This window comes from Enterococcus moraviensis ATCC BAA-383, assembly GCF_000407445.1.
In the GTDB taxonomy this organism is placed as follows: Bacteria; Bacillota; Bacilli; order Lactobacillales; family Enterococcaceae; genus Enterococcus_L; species Enterococcus_L moraviensis.
In genome coordinates this window covers 32,038-52,834 of the sequence record NZ_ASWB01000002.1, presented here as the reverse complement: position 1 = coordinate 52,834, position 20,797 = coordinate 32,038, and the positions used below count along the sequence as shown (strand labels likewise).

Annotated in this window: 20 protein-coding genes; 9 read left to right on the top strand and 11 right to left on the bottom strand. The window is 35.4% G+C overall.

Features of this window, described 5'->3' with window-relative positions; translation table 11 throughout:
- The first annotated feature begins 26 nt into the window (after positions 1-26).
- From I586_RS06215 to I586_RS06205, 3 genes are all read left to right on the top strand, one after another.
- A complete protein-coding gene (locus I586_RS06215) occupies positions 27-1,379 on the top strand; it encodes an aspartate kinase (protein ID WP_010765997.1) in 1,353 nt (450 codons plus the stop codon).
- 130 nt (positions 1,380-1,509) lie between these two features.
- On the top strand, positions 1,510-2,274 hold the full coding sequence (locus tag I586_RS06210; RefSeq protein ID WP_010765998.1) for an ABC transporter ATP-binding protein: 765 nt from the start codon (positions 1,510-1,512) through the stop codon (positions 2,272-2,274).
- Positions 2,267-3,850 carry an ABC transporter gene (locus I586_RS06205; RefSeq protein ID WP_034701946.1) on the top strand — a complete coding sequence of 528 codons (1,584 nt, stop codon included), beginning with the start codon at positions 2,267-2,269 and terminating at the stop codon, positions 3,848-3,850. Before I586_RS06210 ends, I586_RS06205 begins: the two co-directional genes overlap by 8 nt.
- Before the next feature lie 128 nt (positions 3,851-3,978).
- Here I586_RS06205 and I586_RS06200 read toward each other — a convergent pair whose 3' ends face one another.
- The 7 genes from I586_RS06200 to I586_RS06170 all read right to left on the bottom strand — a co-directional run bounded on the left by I586_RS06200 (position 3,979) and on the right by I586_RS06170 (position 11,538).
- Positions 3,979-5,532 (bottom strand): LPXTG cell wall anchor domain-containing protein, encoded by a 1,554-nt coding sequence (locus tag I586_RS06200; RefSeq protein WP_010766000.1) that lies wholly within the window; start codon positions 5,530-5,532, stop codon positions 3,979-3,981.
- Between the two features lie 42 nt (positions 5,533-5,574).
- On the bottom strand, positions 5,575-6,600 hold the full coding sequence (gene wecB, locus I586_RS06195; protein ID WP_034702191.1) for a non-hydrolyzing UDP-N-acetylglucosamine 2-epimerase: 1,026 nt from the start codon (positions 6,598-6,600) through the stop codon (positions 5,575-5,577).
- Positions 6,601-6,721: 121 nt separating this feature from the next.
- Positions 6,722-7,987 (bottom strand): glycosyltransferase, encoded by a 1,266-nt coding sequence (locus tag I586_RS06190; RefSeq protein ID WP_010766002.1) that lies wholly within the window; start codon positions 7,985-7,987, stop codon positions 6,722-6,724.
- 304 nt (positions 7,988-8,291) lie between these two features.
- A complete protein-coding gene (locus I586_RS06185) occupies positions 8,292-8,810 on the bottom strand; it encodes a pyrophosphohydrolase domain-containing protein (protein ID WP_010766003.1) in 519 nt (172 codons plus the stop codon).
- 134 nt (positions 8,811-8,944) lie between these two features.
- Positions 8,945-9,784: a Cof-type HAD-IIB family hydrolase gene (locus tag I586_RS06180; RefSeq protein WP_010766004.1), complete on the bottom strand. Its 840-nt coding sequence runs from the start codon at positions 9,782-9,784 to the stop codon at positions 8,945-8,947.
- Between the two features lie 38 nt (positions 9,785-9,822).
- Positions 9,823-10,656 carry a DUF72 domain-containing protein gene (locus tag I586_RS06175; RefSeq protein ID WP_010766005.1) on the bottom strand — a complete coding sequence of 278 codons (834 nt, stop codon included), beginning with the start codon at positions 10,654-10,656 and terminating at the stop codon, positions 9,823-9,825.
- Between the two features lie 141 nt (positions 10,657-10,797).
- Positions 10,798-11,538, bottom strand: coding sequence for an acyl-ACP thioesterase domain-containing protein (locus I586_RS06170; RefSeq protein WP_010766006.1), 741 nt, complete (start codon positions 11,536-11,538; stop codon positions 10,798-10,800).
- A 424-nt stretch (positions 11,539-11,962) separates the two neighbouring features.
- Here I586_RS06170 and I586_RS06165 point away from each other — a divergent pair, with 424 nt between their 5' ends.
- The 3 genes from I586_RS06165 to I586_RS06155 all read left to right on the top strand — a co-directional run bounded on the left by I586_RS06165 (position 11,963) and on the right by I586_RS06155 (position 14,652).
- A complete protein-coding gene (locus I586_RS06165; protein ID WP_010766007.1) occupies positions 11,963-12,808 on the top strand; it encodes a helix-turn-helix domain-containing protein in 846 nt (281 codons plus the stop codon).
- A 182-nt stretch (positions 12,809-12,990) separates the two neighbouring features.
- Positions 12,991-13,575: a lytic polysaccharide monooxygenase gene (locus tag I586_RS06160; protein WP_010766008.1), complete on the top strand. Its 585-nt coding sequence runs from the start codon at positions 12,991-12,993 to the stop codon at positions 13,573-13,575.
- Positions 13,576-13,602: 27 nt separating this feature from the next.
- Complete coding sequence (locus I586_RS06155; RefSeq protein WP_010766009.1) at positions 13,603-14,652, top strand: chitinase; 1,050 nt, start codon at positions 13,603-13,605, stop codon at positions 14,650-14,652.
- 99 nt (positions 14,653-14,751) lie between these two features.
- On the opposite strand, the gene I586_RS06150 is transcribed toward I586_RS06155, so the two are convergent.
- From I586_RS06150 to I586_RS06140, 3 genes are all read right to left on the bottom strand, one after another.
- Complete coding sequence (locus I586_RS06150; protein ID WP_010766010.1) at positions 14,752-15,066, bottom strand: DMT family transporter; 315 nt, start codon at positions 15,064-15,066, stop codon at positions 14,752-14,754.
- On the bottom strand, positions 15,063-15,398 hold the full coding sequence (locus tag I586_RS06145) for a DMT family transporter (RefSeq protein ID WP_010766011.1): 336 nt from the start codon (positions 15,396-15,398) through the stop codon (positions 15,063-15,065). Before I586_RS06145 ends, I586_RS06150 begins: the two co-directional genes overlap by 4 nt.
- 774 nt (positions 15,399-16,172) lie before the next feature.
- The gene (locus I586_RS06140; protein WP_010766012.1) at positions 16,173-17,501 is read right to left on the bottom strand and encodes a C1 family peptidase; all 1,329 of its coding nucleotides are present in this window, start codon (positions 17,499-17,501) and stop codon (positions 16,173-16,175) included.
- Between the two features lie 149 nt (positions 17,502-17,650).
- Between I586_RS06140 and I586_RS06135 the strand changes: the two genes are divergently transcribed.
- From I586_RS06135 to I586_RS06125, 3 genes are all read left to right on the top strand, one after another.
- Positions 17,651-18,022 (top strand): GntR family transcriptional regulator, encoded by a 372-nt coding sequence (locus I586_RS06135; RefSeq protein ID WP_010766013.1) that lies wholly within the window; start codon positions 17,651-17,653, stop codon positions 18,020-18,022.
- Between the two features lie 17 nt (positions 18,023-18,039).
- Entirely contained in the window at positions 18,040-19,422 is a 1,383-nt protein-coding gene (locus I586_RS06130; protein ID WP_010766014.1) for a PH domain-containing protein, read from the top strand.
- A gap of 183 nt (positions 19,423-19,605) precedes the next feature.
- On the top strand, positions 19,606-20,085 hold the full coding sequence (locus I586_RS06125) for a GNAT family N-acetyltransferase (protein WP_010766015.1): 480 nt from the start codon (positions 19,606-19,608) through the stop codon (positions 20,083-20,085).
- Positions 20,086-20,169: 84 nt separating this feature from the next.
- On the opposite strand, the gene I586_RS06120 is transcribed toward I586_RS06125, so the two are convergent.
- Positions 20,170-20,793 (bottom strand): P-loop nucleotide/nucleoside kinase family protein, encoded by a 624-nt coding sequence (locus I586_RS06120; RefSeq protein WP_010766016.1) that lies wholly within the window; start codon positions 20,791-20,793, stop codon positions 20,170-20,172.
- Positions 20,794-20,797 lie beyond the last annotated feature (4 nt).

Genomic DNA, 20,797 nt, shown 5'->3' with positions numbered 1-20,797 from the left:
ATCTATTAAAATTAGGAGTGAAAAAAGTGAAAGTCACAAAATTCGGAGGCAGCTCGCTCGCTTCTGCTGCACAATTAGAAAAAGTTTTACAAATCGTAAAAGAAGATGCTTCACGAAAGTTTATTGTGGTTTCCGCTCCTGGTAAACGGTCTTCTGAGGATATCAAGGTAACTGATTTGCTTATAGCTTACTATAACGCCTATTTAAACAATGAAGAAACGACCGAAATCATTGAAAAAATCGTTGGGCGTTATGAAGCAATTTTAGATGAGTTAGAAATCAGTAAAGAAATTTTGGCTGATATTCATCAAGCAATTCAACATTTATCCACATTAACTATCGAGAATAATCCCCATTTGCTTGATGCATTTTTAGCAAGTGGTGAAGACAATAACGCTAAGTTGGTGGCTTCTTATTTTCAACATCGCGGCTTGAACGCTCTTTATAAAAATCCTTTAGATCTTGGAATCATCGTTTCAGATGAACCTGGCAATGCACGAATTTTGCCTTCTTCATCAGACAAAATCAATAAATTTAAAGAAACAGAAGAAATTTTAGTTATTCCTGGATTCTTTGGTTTTACTGAAGCAGGTGATATTTGTACATTTTCTAGAGGCGGCTCAGATATTACAGGATCAATTGTTGCAGCGGGTGTCGCAGCAGAGATCTACGAAAATTTTACTGATGTCAACGGGATTTTTGTTGCCCACCCTGGCATCATACATGAACCAAAAACTATCAAAGAGTTGACCTACCGTGAAATGCGGGAATTAGCTTACGCTGGTTTTGCTGTGCTTCATGATGAAGCGTTGATGCCTGCCTATCGTGCTAATATTCCAGTTGTTATTAAAAACACAAATAATCCTGATCATCCAGGAACATTGATTACAACGTCTAGAACTGTTAAACATGATCCAGTTGTAGGGATTGCCAGTGACCAAGGATTCGCTAGCATTTATATCAGTAAGTATTTAATGAATAGAGAGTTAGGGTTTGGCCGACGCTTACTGCAAATTCTTGAAGAACTAGGTCTTAGTTATGAGCATATGCCTTCTGGAATCGATGATATTTCGATTATTTTACGAGAACGACAATTAACGATCGACATTGAAGATGCGTTGATGAAACGTTTAGAAACTGAACTTGAACCTGATGAACTGCGAATCACACATGGTTTGTCAATGCTAATGGTTGTAGGTGAAGGAATGCGCCAACGAATCGGGGTCATGGCCGATAGCACTGCTGCTTTGGCTTTTAACAAAATAAACTTAGAAATGATCAACCAAGGGTCTTCTGAGGTTAGTATTATGTTTGGTATTCGTGAAGATCAAGAGAAAAAAGCCATTCAGGCCTTATACCACACTTTTTTTGAAGGCTAAATAATAACGTAAATACACAGCGATGCCTCGATAGAGGCGCCTGTGTATTTTTTCATAGAATACATTTTCTTGATGTAAGGACTAGCGTATAATAAGATTAAGCAATTTAAATTAGAAGGGTGGAATCATCATGATCGAGTTCATTAACGTTAGTAAAGATTATGGAACAAAACAGGCACTAAAAACATTAAGTTTGAGTATAAAACAGGGAGAGATTTTTGGATTTCTTGGTCATAATGGAGCAGGAAAATCGACAACTATCAAAAGTTTGGTCAGTATAATCCAACCCTCTAATGGTTCCATCACTGTAGATGGTTTAGCGCTAGCTGAGCATCGTCAAACGATTAAGAAAAAAATCGCATATGTCCCTGATACACCAGATATTTTTTTACAGCTTACTGCAGGTGAATATTGGGATTTGATTGCAGCAGCCTATGAACTTGATGACCAACAAAAGCAAACCCGTTTAAATGAACTCGCTACTTTATTTGATATGCTAAGCCATCAAGACGAAACATTAGCGAGCTTCTCACATGGAATGCGGCAAAAGACAATCATAATTGGCGCGTTACTCCCTGACCCTGATATCTGGATTTTAGATGAACCCTTACAAGGATTGGATCCTCAAGCGGCCTTTGATTTAAAAGAAATGATGAAAGCACATGCTGCTAAAGGAAAAACCGTTATCTTTTCGACCCATGCCTTAGACACAGCTCAACAGTTATGTGATCGTTTGGCTATTTTAAAAAAGGGTGAGCTTATTTATAACGGTTCTGTTGATGATTTATTAGCACAATCGCCAAATGAAACGTTAGAATCGATTTATTTGAAAATGGCTGGGCGGCAATCAGATACACAGCTAGTGGAGCGTGTCGAAGGTGCTTCTTATGAATAAAACACAATTGTTGGAATTAATACGTGTCAACTTGCGTTATGCCAATCCTCAAGTGACTGATCGTGCCCGAAAAAAAGGCAAAAGCGGCAAAGCATTAACGAGAGCGCTGATCAATCAATACTTACTGTCTGGCGTATTATTTCTGTTCATCTATGGCATGACGATGTTTTTTCTCGACTTCAGTCAGATGCCAGGTTTTTTCACTTATTACGTGGCTTTATTTAGTATTTTAGCCTTCTCACAAGGGATCTCAGTTATTTATAATGTCTTTTTTGAAAGTCAGGATCTTCCTGCTTATTTGCCACTTCCATTTCGCCAAAGTATGATTTTTAGTGCAAAAATCTTGGTTGTTGCTTTGACGGTTACACCTTTTGTGTTTCCCATGTTCATTGTCTTTTTATTGACAGGTTGGCGATCTGGACTCTTTCTTCCAGCCACGATCATCTTGGCAATTTTACTCTTTTTATTCGTTTTAGCTATTGTTTTTGCAATTTGTTGTCTGATTGTTTTTGGCTTAACAAGAACTGTATTTTTTAAAAAACATAAAAAACTTGTTACGAGTTTATTATTAGGTGTCTCAATGGCGATTGCGATTGTTGGGATTATTTTCATGAATGGGCAAGGTTCTTCTATGGAAACAGGACAAATAGATCGTCATCCTATTTCGATATTCCTTCCTTTATTTCATATTATGTCTGGACCTTTCACTGCATCAGGACTACTAAGTTTTGCTGGTTTACTGGGTTTATTCTTACTTTTGATGCTCGCTATCTATGTTTTGATTTTACCAAAACTTTATGAACAATTGACAGATGCCACAACTGCTAAAGGTGCAAATCGTCGAAAACATAAAGCAAATCAAAATTTGACTCAACTGCTTATAAGTTATAATACGCAATTATTGAAAGAACCAAACTTAATTATGCAAGTTTTATCAAATTCTATACTGATGCCAGTGATTTTCATTGTTACATTTGCAATTGGCGGCTCATTAGATTTAAGTCATCTTGATTTCCGTTTTGTTGGTGTTGTCTTTTTAACTGGAGTTGCTTTAGCATTTATGACCGTCAATCAGACTTCTTTTATCAGCAACATGATTTCTCTGGATCAGGAGAATTTTAATTTTATCCAATCTTTACCGATTTCAATGTCTGAATATATGAAACAAAAATTTTTAGTTGGTCTACTTATTCAGTCTTTGTTAACAGGTAGTATTGCGTTGATTGGCGGTATTCTTTTTCATTTATCGCTTCTAAATGTTGTCATTTTGGTAGTCGGTTCATTACTTGGTACTTATCTACTTTGTCTGCGTTTTTTTGCTAGAGATTATCGCTTTAGGTTATTGGATTGGACAAGTATCAGCCAATTGTTCACTCGTGGCTCTGGAAGTGTAGGATTAGTCTTTACCATGTTAGGCTCGATTTTTATAAGCTTGATTTTGTTAGGAGCCTATATTTTTGCTGCAACACTGCTTCCATTTTGGCCCCTCAATTTAAGTGTTTTAGCCATCCTATTGCTTGTGAGTATTTTGTGGATACGTCATTTCCAAAAGAATTTTTGGCATTTGTTTCATTAAAGAAAGAGCTTGAGGCAGAAGTGTTTAACTCCGAGAAATAAGGATGAGTTACTTCTTTACCCACTCTTTATTCAGATACTAAGAGCCTAGGACATAACTTTTTTAGTTATGTCCCAGGCTCTTTCTATTTATTTACGTTTGCTATCGTTTTGATATTTCTTCCTAACGAAAAGAAATGTCATGCTGAGCATTATCAATCCATAGCCGGCCAGCTCGATCAAAGATTTTAAATCCCCCGTATTCGGTAGTCTGCTTGCGTTTTTCGGATCTCCTTTACTAGAATTAGTTCCTACGGCTTTGGAATCTGAACTGCTACCCTTTTTCAGTTCTGATAGCGTTGATTCTGTCGTGCTTGTTGCCAGTGATTCCTCACTACTTTCAATATGACTATCCGTAGTTGCAGTAGTTTCCTCTAGACTTGATTCTGTTGCTATCGTCTGCGTTTGTGAAGTTGTTTCTTCTGGATCAGTTTCTGGTGTACTTGTTTCAGTGGTGGTGTCACTTGTTGATTCTTCACTGCTTTCTGTACTTGTCTCTGAAGTTGCTGGAATTTCTTCGGTACTTGTCTCTTCTGTGTTTGTTTCTGAAGTCCCCGGAATTTCTTCGGTACTTGTCTCTTCTGTATTTGTTTCTGAAGTCCCCGGAATTTCTTCAGTGCTTGTCTCTTCTGTATTTGTTTCTGAAGTCCCCGGAATTTCTTCGGTGCTTGTCTCTTCTGTGCTTGTTTCTGACGTCTCTGGAATTTCTTCGGTGCTTGTTTCTTCCATGCTTTCACTTGTCGATTCTTCTGGATCTGGTTCTCCTGGGTCTCCACTGCCAGTTCCGCCACCACCGATTCCTGGTGTTTCAGCGTCGATCACTACTGGATCGCCATCCCCATCTGCTTCTAAAATGGCTTTATTTTTATAGGGTACGTTTGTGTCACCTAACTTATTCGAGACATAGGTTAAACTAACCGCATTATTTAAAATTCCTAACTCAATCACGAACCCATCGTTTGAAGCAATGATCTTTGAAGGATCAATTGGCTCTAATGCTTCAAAGGATTGCGTTGTTTTGTCATACGTCCCAAGATCTGCCTGAATCAAAAAACCACTATCAAATACCTGCATCTCTCCAAGTTGATCTGTCAAAATCACATTCGTGATATAATTTGAATCTGGATTAATAATAATATTCCAAACAGCCGAAGTATTATCTAAACTGTTCCAACCAACTTTGTTCATTACCCAATCTTCATTTTCAACTGTTGTGGCGCCACGCGCATAGAAAAGAATTTCTCCTTGCCGATTGGCTTTGTGCGTTTCGTAGTATGGACCAAAAGTTGCTATTGCAGTATTTGAGGATGAATCTCCGCTGATTGTCATGATCACTGTCCCATCATTTGCAACAATGTCATACGAAAAACTATTTGCTACTATTGTGTTTTCCGGAATTCTCAAATCCATCGTATCTCCTGAAATGATAGAGATGTTGTTAGGAATGTTATAGGTGTATGATAACGAAACATTCTGGTGGTAATCGATTTCGGTATTCTCGTCAATAACACTATCCCCTTGATAGATTGTTGGATCTGAAACATATAAATCTCCAAAGTTCATATTGGCATAGGAATAGCTTGGAAAAAGAACACTACAAATCATGCAGAAAATAATAGATAAAACAAAACTTTTCCTTTTCATTCATTCATCTCCTTTTTAAGTTCTTTCACAAATGGCGGATACTCATACTTCTTGTAATAGATGATCAACAATTCTCTTTGCAGCTTTCCCAGCACCAGCATCAGTGACCCCCATTGTTTCATATTGGGCTTGATCCTCTAAAAGGGAAACAATATTTTTGTAAAGCGTCTCTTCTCCTGTACCATCTCTGACAACTAAAACAGGCACTTTGTAATCGGATACCTCTTCTTGTACGCCACTAGAGTCAGTGATAACTAAAAAGCTGTTCATCATTTCTTTTTGAAATTCCAAATGGTTTAATGGTTTCGTTAAAAAAATATTCTCTTGATCAGATAATAATCTTTCGACCATTTTTCTCCCTTTTGGGTTAAGAGGTTCAGGATATTTTATTACAACTTCTGGGTTTTCCTTTGCAATTTTCACCAAGACTGCACAAATTCTCTTTGACTTTTCGTCATTCCATTCACGTTGGTACGTCGTAACCATTATTTGACGTTGATCATTTGTGATAGTCCGTTTCAAATCATGAAAGTTCAATGTATCTATTCCTGTATTTCCAGTAATCTCGATTTTTGAATAGATACCTTCTTTTTCTAAATTTTCCTTGTTCTTTTGCGTTGGAACAAAATAATAATCCGCGACACGATCGATCATTTGGCGATTCACGTCTGCTGTATAAGGGGCGTGTTTATCATTGGTTCTAAGTCCTGCTTCCACATGAGCTATTTTTTTCTGCTGATAAAATGCCACTAAACTGGCAATAAAAGCTGTCGTCGTATCTCCATGAACCACTACTAAATCCGGGTTTTCGATTTTCATAATCGGTTCCAACCCACTCATTAAATTAATATTGAGTTCTGTCAATGATTGTTTTTGTTTCATGACGTTTAAATCATAGTGTGGTTTAATTCCCCATTCACTTAAAAGCAGGTCGACCATTTCTTTTTGTTGTCCTGTATTGACGATCGTTAATTTGATTTTTTTCGCATGATTCTGACACTCTTTAATTACCGGATACATTTTTATCAATTCAAGTCTCGTTCCAAAAACGATCATGTAATGCTTCATTTGTGCCCTCCTATTCAGTACATCTAAAAAAATCCATAAGATTTTACCAAAGATCATACTTGCGATGATGATAATAATTGGTAGAACCGAAAATAAGCGATTATCAAAAAGATGGTTGAGTTCATTCATTGTAGACCTTCTCTTCTCTCTGCGTTTTTATCCATGATTTTTTGCCAGTTAATTGTCTAGCGAACGCCAGTAGAATACTTGGAATCGTTAAAAAAATGTACAGGTACATCAGCATTCCTCCTAAATAACTTCTTAATTTAGGAGAATTTCCGATTGTTTCGATCTCTTTTGTTTCATTGATATATCGTCTAGAAAATGACAAACCAGGATAAATCGTAATAAATGTCATTAAAAATAGGGTGATCAATGATTTAATGGTTATACCCTCTATCAACGATTGGCTTAACAATTTTATTGATACTAAAAGGATGACGCTATTGACTAAATTGTAATAAGGTTGCAGTAAAAAATAAAACATCTCAAGTTTTCCAATTTTTGAGAGTGAGCCCGTTTTTAGTAAATGAAACATGTACGAATGACATTGAAGACTTCCTTGAATCCATCGGCTTCGTTGCTTGATATATCGTTGATAGTTTCGTACTCCTTGTTGATAAATGATCAGCTTATCTGTATACACAATTTGTTCATTATTCAACAATAGACGAATTGTTAAATCATAATCTTCTAGTAAGCAATCACTCCAAGGAATACCTGTAAGTTTTTCTAAAACAGATAAACGCGTAAATTGACCATTGCCCCCTAGCCCAACTGTTTTTGTTTTCATCCTAAGTTTTTGAATATTTCCAATTACCTCGTAAAATTCAATATCTTGCAGGAGTGTCAGCCAGTTGCCATTTCTATAGTTATTGATAATTCTCACTCTCGCTTGGATGCCATGTATATCGGAATGACTAAAAATTCGGTCTGCTATCGTGAACGCATCCGCGCACAAAAATCCATCCGCGTCTAAAACAGTCACTATGACCTGGTCAGAATCGATAGACCAGTAATCTTTAAGAATACTTTCGTAGGCAATATTAAGGGAATGGCCCTTGCCTTTTTGAGCATTGGGTTTCTTTTTTCTAATTACTTTAATTCTAGGATCTGAGATTCCATTTATGACGTTTAATGTGTTATCAGAAGAATCATCATCCACCACATAAACCATTAGATTTGGTTCAGTAAAACGTAATAAGGATAGCAGCGTTTGTTTAATAACTTTCTCTTCATTAAAACAAGGGATAATCACCGCATAATACAACGGCTGGTTTGAGTTGGAACGTTTTTCAATATAAACGTCATTTGCACTTTTAATAATTGTGATGTAGACGTAGTAAACACTGATCGAAACCATAGAAATGAAGTAAACAACGGCCATTTTCTTCCACCTTTCTGCTGGGTTCTAAAAGGTTTTGCCATGACGGGTTTTTCACAAAGACTTTTAAAAAATAACACTCGTTCTATAGCAATCATATCCTTTCGTAATTTTATATAAATATTATGTTTTTTCAAGTCGACTATATGTATGTTATCATAATAAAAATGTAAATTTTATCATATTATTAGTACATACGCTAAAATAATGAGAAAAACATGAAGATATTTATCTAAAATAATAGAAAAAGAACCCGAAGCAAAACAAGAATTGTTCTGTTCTAGGTTCTTTTATCTGTTGTTTTTATTCATTTCTTTTTAGCATTATATTGCCGTTCTAGCTCTTCTTTTATTTTGGGTTCAGGCGCAAAATCAGCTTCCCAGTTATTTGGTTTCATCACTTTATGTGTTACTGGATGATAATGTGGTTGTCCATCGGGAAATATTTTTCCCATATTCGCTTCATGAACGATAGAGAAAATTTCTGTTGGATCAACACCTAACAGTGAAAATGAACCATACGTAAAATACAATAGATCAATCAACGCATCTACTTGTTCTACAAGAGGATCAGTGACATTTTTCTTCTTACTAAGCACTTTTTCTTCTGCCTCATCGACAGATTGTTTCAATTGAGTGACTAACTTTTTAAACTCAGTTGGATCATTGGCAGCAGCCCCATATAAAAACTCTACAAGTTCTTCTACTTTGAATCCAGCTCGGTCCGATGCTTGCTTGGCAGAGAATGGTGTAGGCACTTCAGGTTTTCTATTATCAAATTTTTCGTGAAATGCTTCTGTTTTTTCAAATGGATTTTCGATTTTCATTGAGTTCCTCCTATAATTAAGCATGTAGCAGACTTGTTTAGGCGTAACCAGAACATAGATCATGATACTTGAGCTCTTTTTTATTCATGATTTATCTTTTTAAAAAAAATTATAGAATCAAACTAGCACAACGATTAATCAACAATATTATAATGTGCTAAAGCTTGGTGAATGCCTGCTTTTTCATTTGTTTCAGTGACATATTTCGCATTTTTTTTGATCTCTTCTTCTGCATTCCCCATCGCTACACCAACGCCAACACCTACAAGCATTTCCAGATCATTCCAACTGTCACCAAAAGCCATCACTTCTGCTAACGAGAGACCAAAATGTTTAGCACATGCTTGAATTCCTACTAACTTTGAACCACCACTTGGAATGATGTCTACAGTATAGGGATTAGAGCGTGTAATGTGACAAGCTGGTAATTGTTCTTTTAATGCAGCTTCTTCTGACGATGGACTCAGAAGAACACATTGGTAGATTGGTTCTTTTAACAAATCAAGATCATGATAACGTTGCGGTTTTCTATGAATGGAAAATCGACTAATCAAATTTTTTACAAAGGTTGCAGGAAACTTTTTGGGTAAAAAATGGACTAGTTTCTTCGCCCATTTTTGTTGCCCAAAACGCATCAATGAACTTCCTGCTAGGTACTCTCTTGAACCAAACAGGATTTGCCTATGATACTGATCAGAAAAAGAGACGATCCGACGCAAGGTTTCATCTGGAAATGGTTCTGAGCGAATCGTTGTATCCTTTGTATAAACCAATTGGCCGTTGTATGTTACAAAAACATCAAAATTAAGCGCATCGATTTGCTGACTTAAATGAACGGGCCCACGCCCTGTTGCCACACCACAAATAATTCCTTGTTCTTGAGCCAAAGCGATTGCTTTTTTGGTAGATTCCAAAGCTTTGCCATTATTATTCACTAACGTACCATCGATATCAAAGAAAATTGCTTTTATCATCGTTTCCCTTTCTTTATTCAAAGAAGTATTTTTGCTCCCTAAAACAAGCCCATTTGTTTTGGATTTAAATGATCATACTCCAGATTAAGTGCCGCTTTCATTTCTAATAGATTTTCGGCCGCATCACCACCAGAATTATTGTTGAAGATGACACCCACTTCTTTTGCTTCACGAGCCACTTTCTCTACTGCCTCGCTTAACTCTGCGATTTCTTCTGAATTATAGTGATACAACGTCCGTTTTTTGCGCCAGTCTTTATCATTCGCCATCCAGCCTGCTGCATTACGTCCATGAAAACGAAATAAAACAAATCGTTCATTCGTAACATATGGAAAAAATGGCACTGGATTTGTTGGAATTTGTGGTTCATCCACTCCAACTAATGAGAACGCATTGTTCTTCATAAAAGATACCGTTTGTTTAATATATTTAGCTGTGTACCATGAACCATTTCGCAGTTCAATCGCAATCGGAAGGTCTTTAAACCAATGCCTGATTTTTTCCAAATACTGTACATTTTCTTTTGTACAGGCAAAGGTTCCAGAGAATTGAATCAAAAAGGCAAAGAGTTTACCACTTTCGATCATAGGAGCCATACTGGTCAAAAAGGCATTGACCATCTCCTCTTCATTTTGGTAATACTGCTGCCATTCCCCTTGACAACTGATACCACTATATACTTTCATTACAAAACGAAAATTTTCAGGTACAGACTTCGTCCATTCTCTAACAGAATCTTGTTTTGGAATACCGTAATAAGCCGTGTCCATCTCAACTAAAGGTAAATAGCCTGCATATTCGTATAATGTAGATCGCTTTTTTCCAGTTAATTTATCATGTTCATTAAAGGAGGTCAAACCTAATCGAATCATCGTTTCATCACCCTTTCTATTCCTAATTCATTACGTTTATATTTAGTCAAAATGATTGGTCTTTTCTTTATTTTATACTAAAAAAGACCAAGACAAAACAAAAAGTTGCCTCAGTCACAAAAAGTGATTTTGATGTCTCTTCTATTCACTTTTTTTCCATTTCATATTTGCTTCACAATAGGTTTGATCATTTATTCGTATTTCGTGGCGAGTCATTTTTCCCTCTTCTGTATCAACCATTTCATAGTGACTTTCTACTACTTGGCCATATTCTACTTCTTTGTCAAATTTCACATTGATGAATGTTGGTTCATGAGTACTTAAAAAATCGTATCCTAAGACATCTAACAACCAGTTGAAGTAGATTGCATTATTAACATGTTGGTTACCATCGATATCAAAATAGCGTACACGATAGGGTAAAAATTCACCGTTTTCTACTTTTTCGATCTTTTCACCACGATAGATTTTTTTAATTTTTTCACTTTCGTAAGGTTCAATGATTTCAGGCAGCACACTGCTCATTTTGCGATTTTCTTTATCCATCAAAACGAACGTTGACTTGATTAACACACACTCGTTTCCTGCTTCATCATGAATCCAAAAGTTTCGATAACAAAAGTATTTATTATAAGACATCGCTTGAGTCGTCACCGCGAGTTTTTCGCCAACCTTGGGTAAACGTGTAATATGAATTTCATAATTGGTAATTACCCATCCTAACCCAAATGAAGCAACAAAATCACTTCCTCTTTCTAGGGCATCACTTTGTTCTTCAGATGTCTTGATCACAACGGCTAACATTGCTGGAATCGTCATTTTTCTAGTAATATCGCCATCATAATACGCTACTTCGTACGGGGTCGTAAATTTTTTGGCCATTGGATCTCCTCCTTTTTGAACTATACAACTCTTTAAATTATAACATAAGATCGCAAACTGAGGATAGAACGCCATGAATTGTTCGATTTTGTAAACTTAGGTAAATAGCGCTAAACGTCTAATTCCAACAACTAAAAATAGAAAATTTTTACAATAAAAACAAAAAAACTTTAAAAAACAAAAGTATAAACACTCCTGTTTAAAAAAGTTTTTTGGTCTTACCTAATTGTTAAAAAAAAAAACCTAATAACTAATTTTTTCACTCTATACGTGACCAGTATTGCCTTGACCGATTACTTCACCCAACAGTAATAAAAACGCTTCCATTCCAATCCCTCCAAAAAAATTAGTTGATTCCAAAAGAATAATACCATACTATTATATAAAACTAGAACTATAATGCATAAACATAGAGGGGAAAATTATGAGAATCAAAGGTGACATCATTCGAACAGTCAGAAAACAGAAAAAATTGTCGCAAGTAACTTTAGCCGCTGGAATTTGTACGCAAGGAACTGTTAGCAACATTGAAAATAAAAATGTCTGCGATAGTCTTGAAATCCTTGATGCAATCTGCAAAAGATTAAACCTCAGTCTTGAAAGTGTATTAGATGATAATGATGAAAAGAAGTTAACTTCTTTATTAAATCGTGTAGAAGAATTGTGCAATACATTTAAACATAAAGAAGCTCATTCACTTTTAAAGTCAACATCGATCAATGTTGCTGATTTTCAAAATAAAGAGCTTGAAGTACGTTGGCTCTATTTTATGGGCATTACTAATTTATTAGGTTACAATAATACAACCGATAGCTTATTTTACTTTTACAGAGCTGATGAACTTGGTGATTCAAATTCTGTGTATGCGATCCTTTCAGTCAATAGCTTGGGAATCGTTTATGAGATGGCTAATGAATTAGATAAAGCACAAGTTTATTATGAAAAATCAATCGATATGCTGAAAAAAATGACGATCAAGATACCTATTGAAGCAACAAAAGTTTTCTTCAATACTGCAAAATTCTATTCCTTGATCAAAAATTATGAAACAGCCTATGATTTAGCGATTGAAGGAATGGCTTTAAACCAAACCTATCAATCCTTATACATGTTAGATCTTTTGGCGTATGAAGCTGCTTTTAACGACTTTAAGAGATCACCAGAATTAAAAAATCCAGATTTTAATAGCGCAAAAGTTTTCGCTACTTTTAATAATAATGAAAGTTTATTAGATGTTATTGCTAGTGATGAGAAATCATTACTTCGTTAAAAGTAAATTAGCCCGTTAGGATAATGCATTCAAATGCACCTAATGGGCTTTTCATGTCTTTTACATACCTTTCTCATCTTTTTATAATATAAAAAATATATGCGTATTATTTGAATAATATAAACCAGCATGTTACATTTATTTTTGTAAGCGCTACAAAAAAATACTTAGGAGGAATCATTATGAAAAAAACAATGCTCAAAGCAGTCCTTACACTAGGGTTATTAGCTGGAGGTTTATCTGTCTCAGCTACGGTGACACATGCCCATGGATATGTCTCATCTCCCGGAAGTCGTGCGTATTTCGGTAGTACTCAAGGTGGCAAAATAAATAAAGATGTTGGTCGTGCTGAATGGGAACCCCAAAGTATCGAAGCAACTAAAAATACCTTTATCCCAGGAAAGTTAGCGAGTGCTGGTGTTAGTGGTTTTGACCCTCTAGATGTTCAGACTGCTGATCGTTGGCATAAATCTGATATTAACACAGGTCCACTTGCCCTCACTTGGACATTGACTGCTCGCCACAGAACTTCTACTTGGGATTACTATATGACTAAACAAGGATGGAATCCAAATCAGCCTTTAGACATCAAAAACTTTGATTTAATCGGTCGTGTAGATGATCAAGCAGCAATTCCTGAAGCTTCTGTAAAACATACGATTACGGTTCCGAGTGACCGTAAAGGATATCATGTTATTTATGCGGTATGGAATGTGTATGATACAACAAATGCTTTCTATCAAGCAATTGATGTCAATGTGAAGTAATTCAATAAATCAAAAGGGGAAACACCTATGAAAATCAAACAATTGATTCCTGCTTTTTTACTAATTACTGGTATTACTGCTGGTAGTTTGTTCACCGCAACACCTGTCGAAGCGGCAGACTCTGCGAGTGAGATGGTTAGTGTAGCAAATAAAAAAGTCCTTGTAGGGTATTGGCATAATTGGGCTTCAAAAGGACGAGATGGCTATAAACAAGGAACTTCTGCGAATATTTCATTAGCAGAAGTGAATAGAGCATACAATGTAGTTCCTGTTTCTTTTATGAAAAGTGATGGCGTGAGCCGCATTCCAACATTTGCTCCTTACAATAAAACAGACGCCGCTTTTCGACAAGATGTAGCCTTGCTCAACAGTCAAGGACGTGCCGTTTTACTTGCTTTAGGTGGTGCTGATGCGCATATTCAATTGAAGACAGGTGATGAACAAGCTTTTGCTGATGAAATCATTCGTCAAGTAGAAACATATGGTTTTGATGGATTGGATATCGACTTAGAACAATCGGCCATAACAGCTGGTGATAATCAAACAGTTATCCCTACTGCTTTGAAAAAAGTTAAAGAACATTATAAAGCACAAGGTAAAAATTTTCTCATCACAATGGCTCCTGAATTTCCTTATTTGAAACCTGGCGGCGCGTATGAAAAATATATTACTTCTTTAGAGGGGTATTATGATTACATTGCACCACAGTTATATAATCAAGGTGGCGATGGAGTTTGGGTGGATGAAATAAATAAATGGATTCCTCAAAGCAATGATGCATTGAAATACGAGTTCCTTTATTATATGTCCGACTCAATGATCCACGGCACACGAACTTTCTTGAAAATTCCAAATGACAAACTTGTTTTAGGACTTCCTGCAAATGTGGATGGTGCCGGTAGCGGTTATGTCATTGATCCAAATTCTGTTTATAAAGCTCTTGATCAGTTAGCCAAAGATGGCAATCCAATCAAAGGATTAATGACTTGGTCTGCCAACTGGGACATCGGCACAAACGTAAATGGCGTATCTTATAATAATGAATTTGCTACAAGATATGTACGAATTTTACAATAACTAAACTAAAAAAGAGCTGAAATATAACTTGATGAGTTATGTTCCAGCTCCTTTTTTTATTCATCTGTTCATTGTATGAATGAAAATAGATTGAATAAATCACCCAATTAATTTTAACCCAATTACAGAGAACAGAATAATGCCGATGAAAATGAGTCTACGCCAATCTTTTGATTCCCCATAAAAAATCATTCCTAAAATTGCGCCCCCAGCTGCCCCAATTCCTGTCCAAATGGCATAAGAAACGCCCATTGGTAAATTTTTCATCGCTAAAAAAAGAAAGAGAAAACTACTACCAAAGGTCAACATTAATAGGACGAATGACTGTTTATCCTTTTTTTGATTCAAACGATTGATTGAGCCCACACCTAACATTTCAAAAATTCCTGCAACAATCAAAAATAACCAACTCATTTTTTACTTCCACCCTTCTCTCCCGTTACAAATTTCAAGCCCATTACACCAATCAACAATACTGCTATCAAAAGCATTTTCGATAGTTTAAATTCTTCTCCAAAAAAAAGAATTCCTGTAATAACGGTTCCGGCCGTACCTAATCCAACAAATACTGCATACGCTGTCCCAACAGGTAGTGTTTCTCCTGCTTTGATTAAGGCGTAAAAACTGATGAAAATGAAGACAATCGTCAATGCTATTTCCCACCACGTGTTACTATGCTTCATCCCAATCACCCACAAAATCTCAAAAAAAGCGCCAATCAATAATTTAATCCAATCCTTGCTCATATACATGCCTCCTAATTTTAAAAGCCGTAAATACGCTTTCTACCTTAACTGTACATTTACAAATGTATCAATGTATTTAATACAAGCTTTATTCTATTTCTCGGAAGATTTCAACGTAAATCAATAAAAAAAGTGTCAATCAACAATTCCATCTACGGCCTAAGAATTGTCGATCCACACTTTAACTGATAAACAGCCGGCGCTGATTACCAAAAGTTATTTTATTTAATGTTGTAATTTCCTCAACTGAAACTGTCTCTCATTCTACTCCACAATAAATACTTTGGCAATAGCAAATTCCTCTTATAATTGCGAAATAAAACGTAATACTTATAAATAATTATAACTTAACACGTTAAAAGAATTTTTAACGCATTAACACTCTATATTGTTTAAAAATTCAATCATTTTTATCTGTATTTATTTCAATTAAATATAATCCTTCATTTATACTCTATATAAAGTACAATTCAATTAAATAATTCCTAAATTTTTCGTATCATGATTTTGTAAATTCAATCAACATATGATACACTTACGTTATCAAAAAAAGATTCCTAGTGAATCAGTTAACGTTGATATTACTTACTTTAGGCGGTAGTAATGTCAACGTCTTTCTTTTGTATATACAAATTATAACACAGTAAAATCTTTTTGAAAATATCCACATACTTAGCGTAATAAAAAAAAGCGTCTAGGTCATAACTCTGCAAGTTATATCCCAGACACCTAGTATCCGAATAAACGGAATTGTACGACTTCAAGGTCTTTTTTTTATGCTAAAGCTCCCATTGGATCCCAAGGTGCTAAAACAGTCGGCTCTTGATTCCAAACTTCTTTTAACTCTTTTGATAATAACTCTTTACGTACAACGATTTGATACGTATATTCATCCATCCACGCGTCACTCATCACAAAGAATCCTTTGTCTCCAACTTTTTCACCCCAGCTGTTTTCTACTTTCCATTTTGTAGAAACACCATCAATGACATCGACTCCAGTTAAAACCATCGCATGCGTCATTAAACTTTCACCAAAATCTAAACGTTGCGCTTTTGTCATCGTGAAATCAATATCAAATAAATCATTCATGTCATAAGCATCCAACGCCATGATTCCACTATCTCGTGTAGAAGATTGACCTACATCACAACCAAACCAAACAGATTCGCCTTGTTCTAATTGAGCCATAGCTAGTTTTTTAAACGTCGTCATATCGACATTGATATATTTTACCTCTTTACCGCCTACCACGTTTCCTAGCATTTCTACTGTGTAGGTTTGGTTATACGGTTTATCTGCCGTTGGAGCATTGATTATGCTCACATAGTTATCCAAATCAACGCCTACATACTTTTCATAGAAGGCTTGTGGTGTCAAATTTTGGTCTAAGTGATAATTTTTTTCTTCATCACGGTATTCAAAATCAACGGTTGCTGGTGGTGTACCTAAGGAAATAGCTAAAAAGTTATACACTTCTTGCAGCATTGATTCTTTAGCAGTTTGGATTTCCGTCGCTGATTTTCCACTGCTTATCAATTCACGTAAAATCGTTGCATCTTTTCTTAGCTTTTTATTTAAGTAATTATTTAAATCACGAGAGTTTGAGCTATTGCTACTTTCTGGCATAGCAGTTTTTGGCACAACACCGTATTTTTGGAAAAGAGAAACGATCATATCCCATTGTCCACCATCTTGCTGCGGTGTTGCGAGTAAAAAGGCCACTTTCCGACTGTCTAACGCTTGGTCAGCAGTTGCGATGATATTTTCATAAAAGTAATTTGATTTTTCATATTTGTCCCAGAAAAATGTATAGTTTTGAGAGAGTTCAAAATCTTTTAAATTAAAACTGTTGATCATTTTGTGTCTGAATGTATTTAACGCTGCAAACATCCAGCAACGACCGCTTTGTTTTTGATTGGCTACTTTTCCGGTTGTAAGATCGATTGAAAAGACTGGAACATTGTTCACTTCAGCACTTTGGTTTTGTGCAGAAGCCGTAATACCATTTTTAACAACGCCACGCTGTAGCGCATTTTGTTTATTATTTTCTATAAATGTATCATGAAATTTTTGTGTCACGGTTGGTTCGATTGCTGACATATTGACTCATCCTCTCAGTTATTATATTTATTCCCCGCTCTTATTATATGCCTGAATTTTCAATCCCTCAAGTTTTTAATCAAATATGATTGCATTTTTGTATCAGTTGTATTACTATATGTAATACAAAGGATAAAAGAGGTGAACACATGTTATTAGAAATAGATACTCAAAATCAAATGCCTATTTATCAACAAATTTGCAATCAACTGATCCTTGGCATTGCAACAAAAAAACTACAACCAGGAGAGCTACTTCCCTCCGTACGGCAAATGGCAGATGAAATTGGCGTAAATATGATGACTGTTTCAAAAGCTTACACGTTATTGAAGAATGAAGGATATATTGTGACAGATCGACGAAACGGAACGAAAATCGCCGAAAAACAAACTTTAGCTTCCCCATTTCAAGAGCGATTTTTAAAACAGCTCGAACTATTGTTAGCTGAAGCGTCGATTCATCGGGTTTCAGAAAATGAAATACAAGAAAAAATCAAACAGATTTATCAAAAATTTGACTAATAAAAGGTGTGTTGAAAATGAATTTTTTTCTATATTTACTACTTGTTGGGGTTAACTTTGTCATGGCATTTTCAGGAAGAATTCCTGCGAATCCGCATAAAAATATTATTTTGGAAACAACTTTACCCAAAGAGAAACTTCAAGATGAACAAGTTCTTACAGTCAGTAGAACTTACAAAAAAAGGTTATTACAATGGGCCTTCGTTTTCTCCGTTATCGCCTTACCAATCATTGTTATTCCTTATGATTCATTAACGCTGATTTATTTTATTATGATGACCATTGGTATCATTGGAACTTCATTTTATTTACAAGTCATTTATATTCGGAAAATGACAACGATAAAAGTTCAAAACGATTGGATTTTGCCAACAAGCCCTATTTTGGTGGACACAACGTTAGTAGCGAATAAAAATCGCAAATTGATCTCTGCTTGGTGGTTTTTACCAAGTATTTTAATTACTGTTTTAGGATTCATTTATTCTTTTAAAACAATTGGCTTGTCTAATGGTACTTGGATTATGGGGATTCTCTCTTTACTTATGTCAGGCATGTTTTTACTTTTCTATTATTTTATTGCACGTTTTCCAGTTAAACCGGTAACAAGTGATGCAACAATCAATCAGCAAGTCAATGATCAAATGCGACATCACTGGTCTGTCTTAATGGCTGTTTCCTCTCTTGTTTTAAGTCCTCTTTCTTTTCTACCAACGAGTTCGGTGATGATTCCTTATGAACAAATGATGCTATTTTCAGTTGGTTACGCTGTATTTATTCTTTTGTTTGTACTTTTCACGTTTTACTATTTATTCTCATCTAGAAAAAAACAGGACCAATTGATTGCACAAGCGAAAGAGTATCGCTACAGTGATGAAGACCAATATTGGAAGTATGGCCTTTATATTAACCCAGATGATAAAAGAATTATGGTTCCTGATCGCGTTGGAATGAATATTTCTGCAAATTTAGGTAGACCTGCGGGGAAATTGACGTTGGGGTTAACTGGTATTGTCGTTTTGATTGCTTTAGTTGTAGCATGTGTTCCATTGTTGATCAGTGACTTTTCAGCTAATCCATTTGAACTTGAAACAACGCACAATGGTATTTATTTATCCGCACCATTAAGTCAAAGCAGAAAGATCGATTGGAATGAGATCGAAACAGTTAAATTGGTTGATACGTTACCTAAGAACAGACTCCGCGTTTACGGAACTGCTACGGAAAATTATTTGACTGGTGAATTTCAAGTCAATAATAAACCTGCTTATTTACTTGTTCTATCAAATAAGAAACCGATTTTAGAAATACAAACTAAAAATAAATGGTACTACTATACAAATAAAGACAGTAAGTTAACAGAAAAATATTATAATAACATTCAATCAATGCGAGGAAAATAGAACGGTGTTTGGTTTTGATTACGTTACTTTTTGTTTGTCTATTCCCTTTTGTTTATGCTTGATTCCGAGATTAGTGGACAAATTAGCTAAATTTTCTAAAAAATTGCCTATCTACGAAATAATGCTTTGACATATCTCTTTTATGTGATTAAACTAAGTTTAATGAATAGGGGTGAATGGATAATGACTGTATTCAATTTAAGAAAATATCAAAAATCTGACTTAGAAGATATACTTACTATATTTAATGGAACCGTTCAAGCAATCAATAAAAAAGATTATACACAACAACAAATCGACCAATGGGTGCAACTAAAGCCTGATTATGAAAAATGGCATGCAACTCTTGATTCGACTTACTCTGTGGTTGCGCTAAACAGAATGGAAGTCATTGGCTTTGGTAATATCTCTGATACTGGTGAACTTGATTATTTGTATGTGGATAAAAAATGGATCGGCTATGGCATTGGCAAAATGATTGCGACAGATTTGATGAATCATGCGTTGAACGCTGGAGCAAAAGAACTTACTGTATATTCATCGATCACAGCCAAACCATTTTTTGAATCACTTGGTTTTGAATTAGTAGAGCAAAAAGTACAATATCGTAATGGTGTTATGCTTATGAATTATTTGATGGTTTATCGTAAGGCGACTAAATAAGTCTCTACCTTCATCTTTAATTCTTCTGAACACGAAATAAAGGCAGCCGCTAAATTGTTTAGTGCTGCCTTTATTTTTTTCATATTAAAGTCTTTTTGTCCCCTCAACTTCATTTTTTAAATACTTGATCAAGGGTGCATAATCAACTTTTTCATAATCTGTCACATCAAATTCATGCAATTCACCTAGTTGAAATTGGTTATATTTTCTAGTATCAATTATCTGTTTAAATTGTTCTTTTGTAATATGATTGTCCGCTTTGCTTCGATCATCTAATTGATCGTTCCAATGATAATGTGTCATCAAATGGCTAAGATGTCTGTCTGGTTCAAGATCACGTTTGCATCTTCGCTCCCACAATACGTCAAAATCGGCCACTAAACGTACGGTAATCACTTCATATTCATAGGTTTTAGCTAGTTTTGCTAATTGCTCTTTTTGTTTATCGCTAAAGGGGTATTCTGAAACAATTACTTGTTTCCCTACATCCATATATAATGCTAAAACACCGTAATAAAAGGACCATACCCTTTTTTCTAACTGCGCTTTTTCTGTAAGGTTCGTAAACCCGACGGAATCAGCTAGCAATTCCTTGCCTTCATCTGGTGTGATCAAAAATAGATCAGGTATTTGTTCACGAATTTTTTGGATCAAATATGTTTTGCCTGTTGCTGGACTTCCTGCAAGTAAAACTAAAAATTTTTTCATTGGA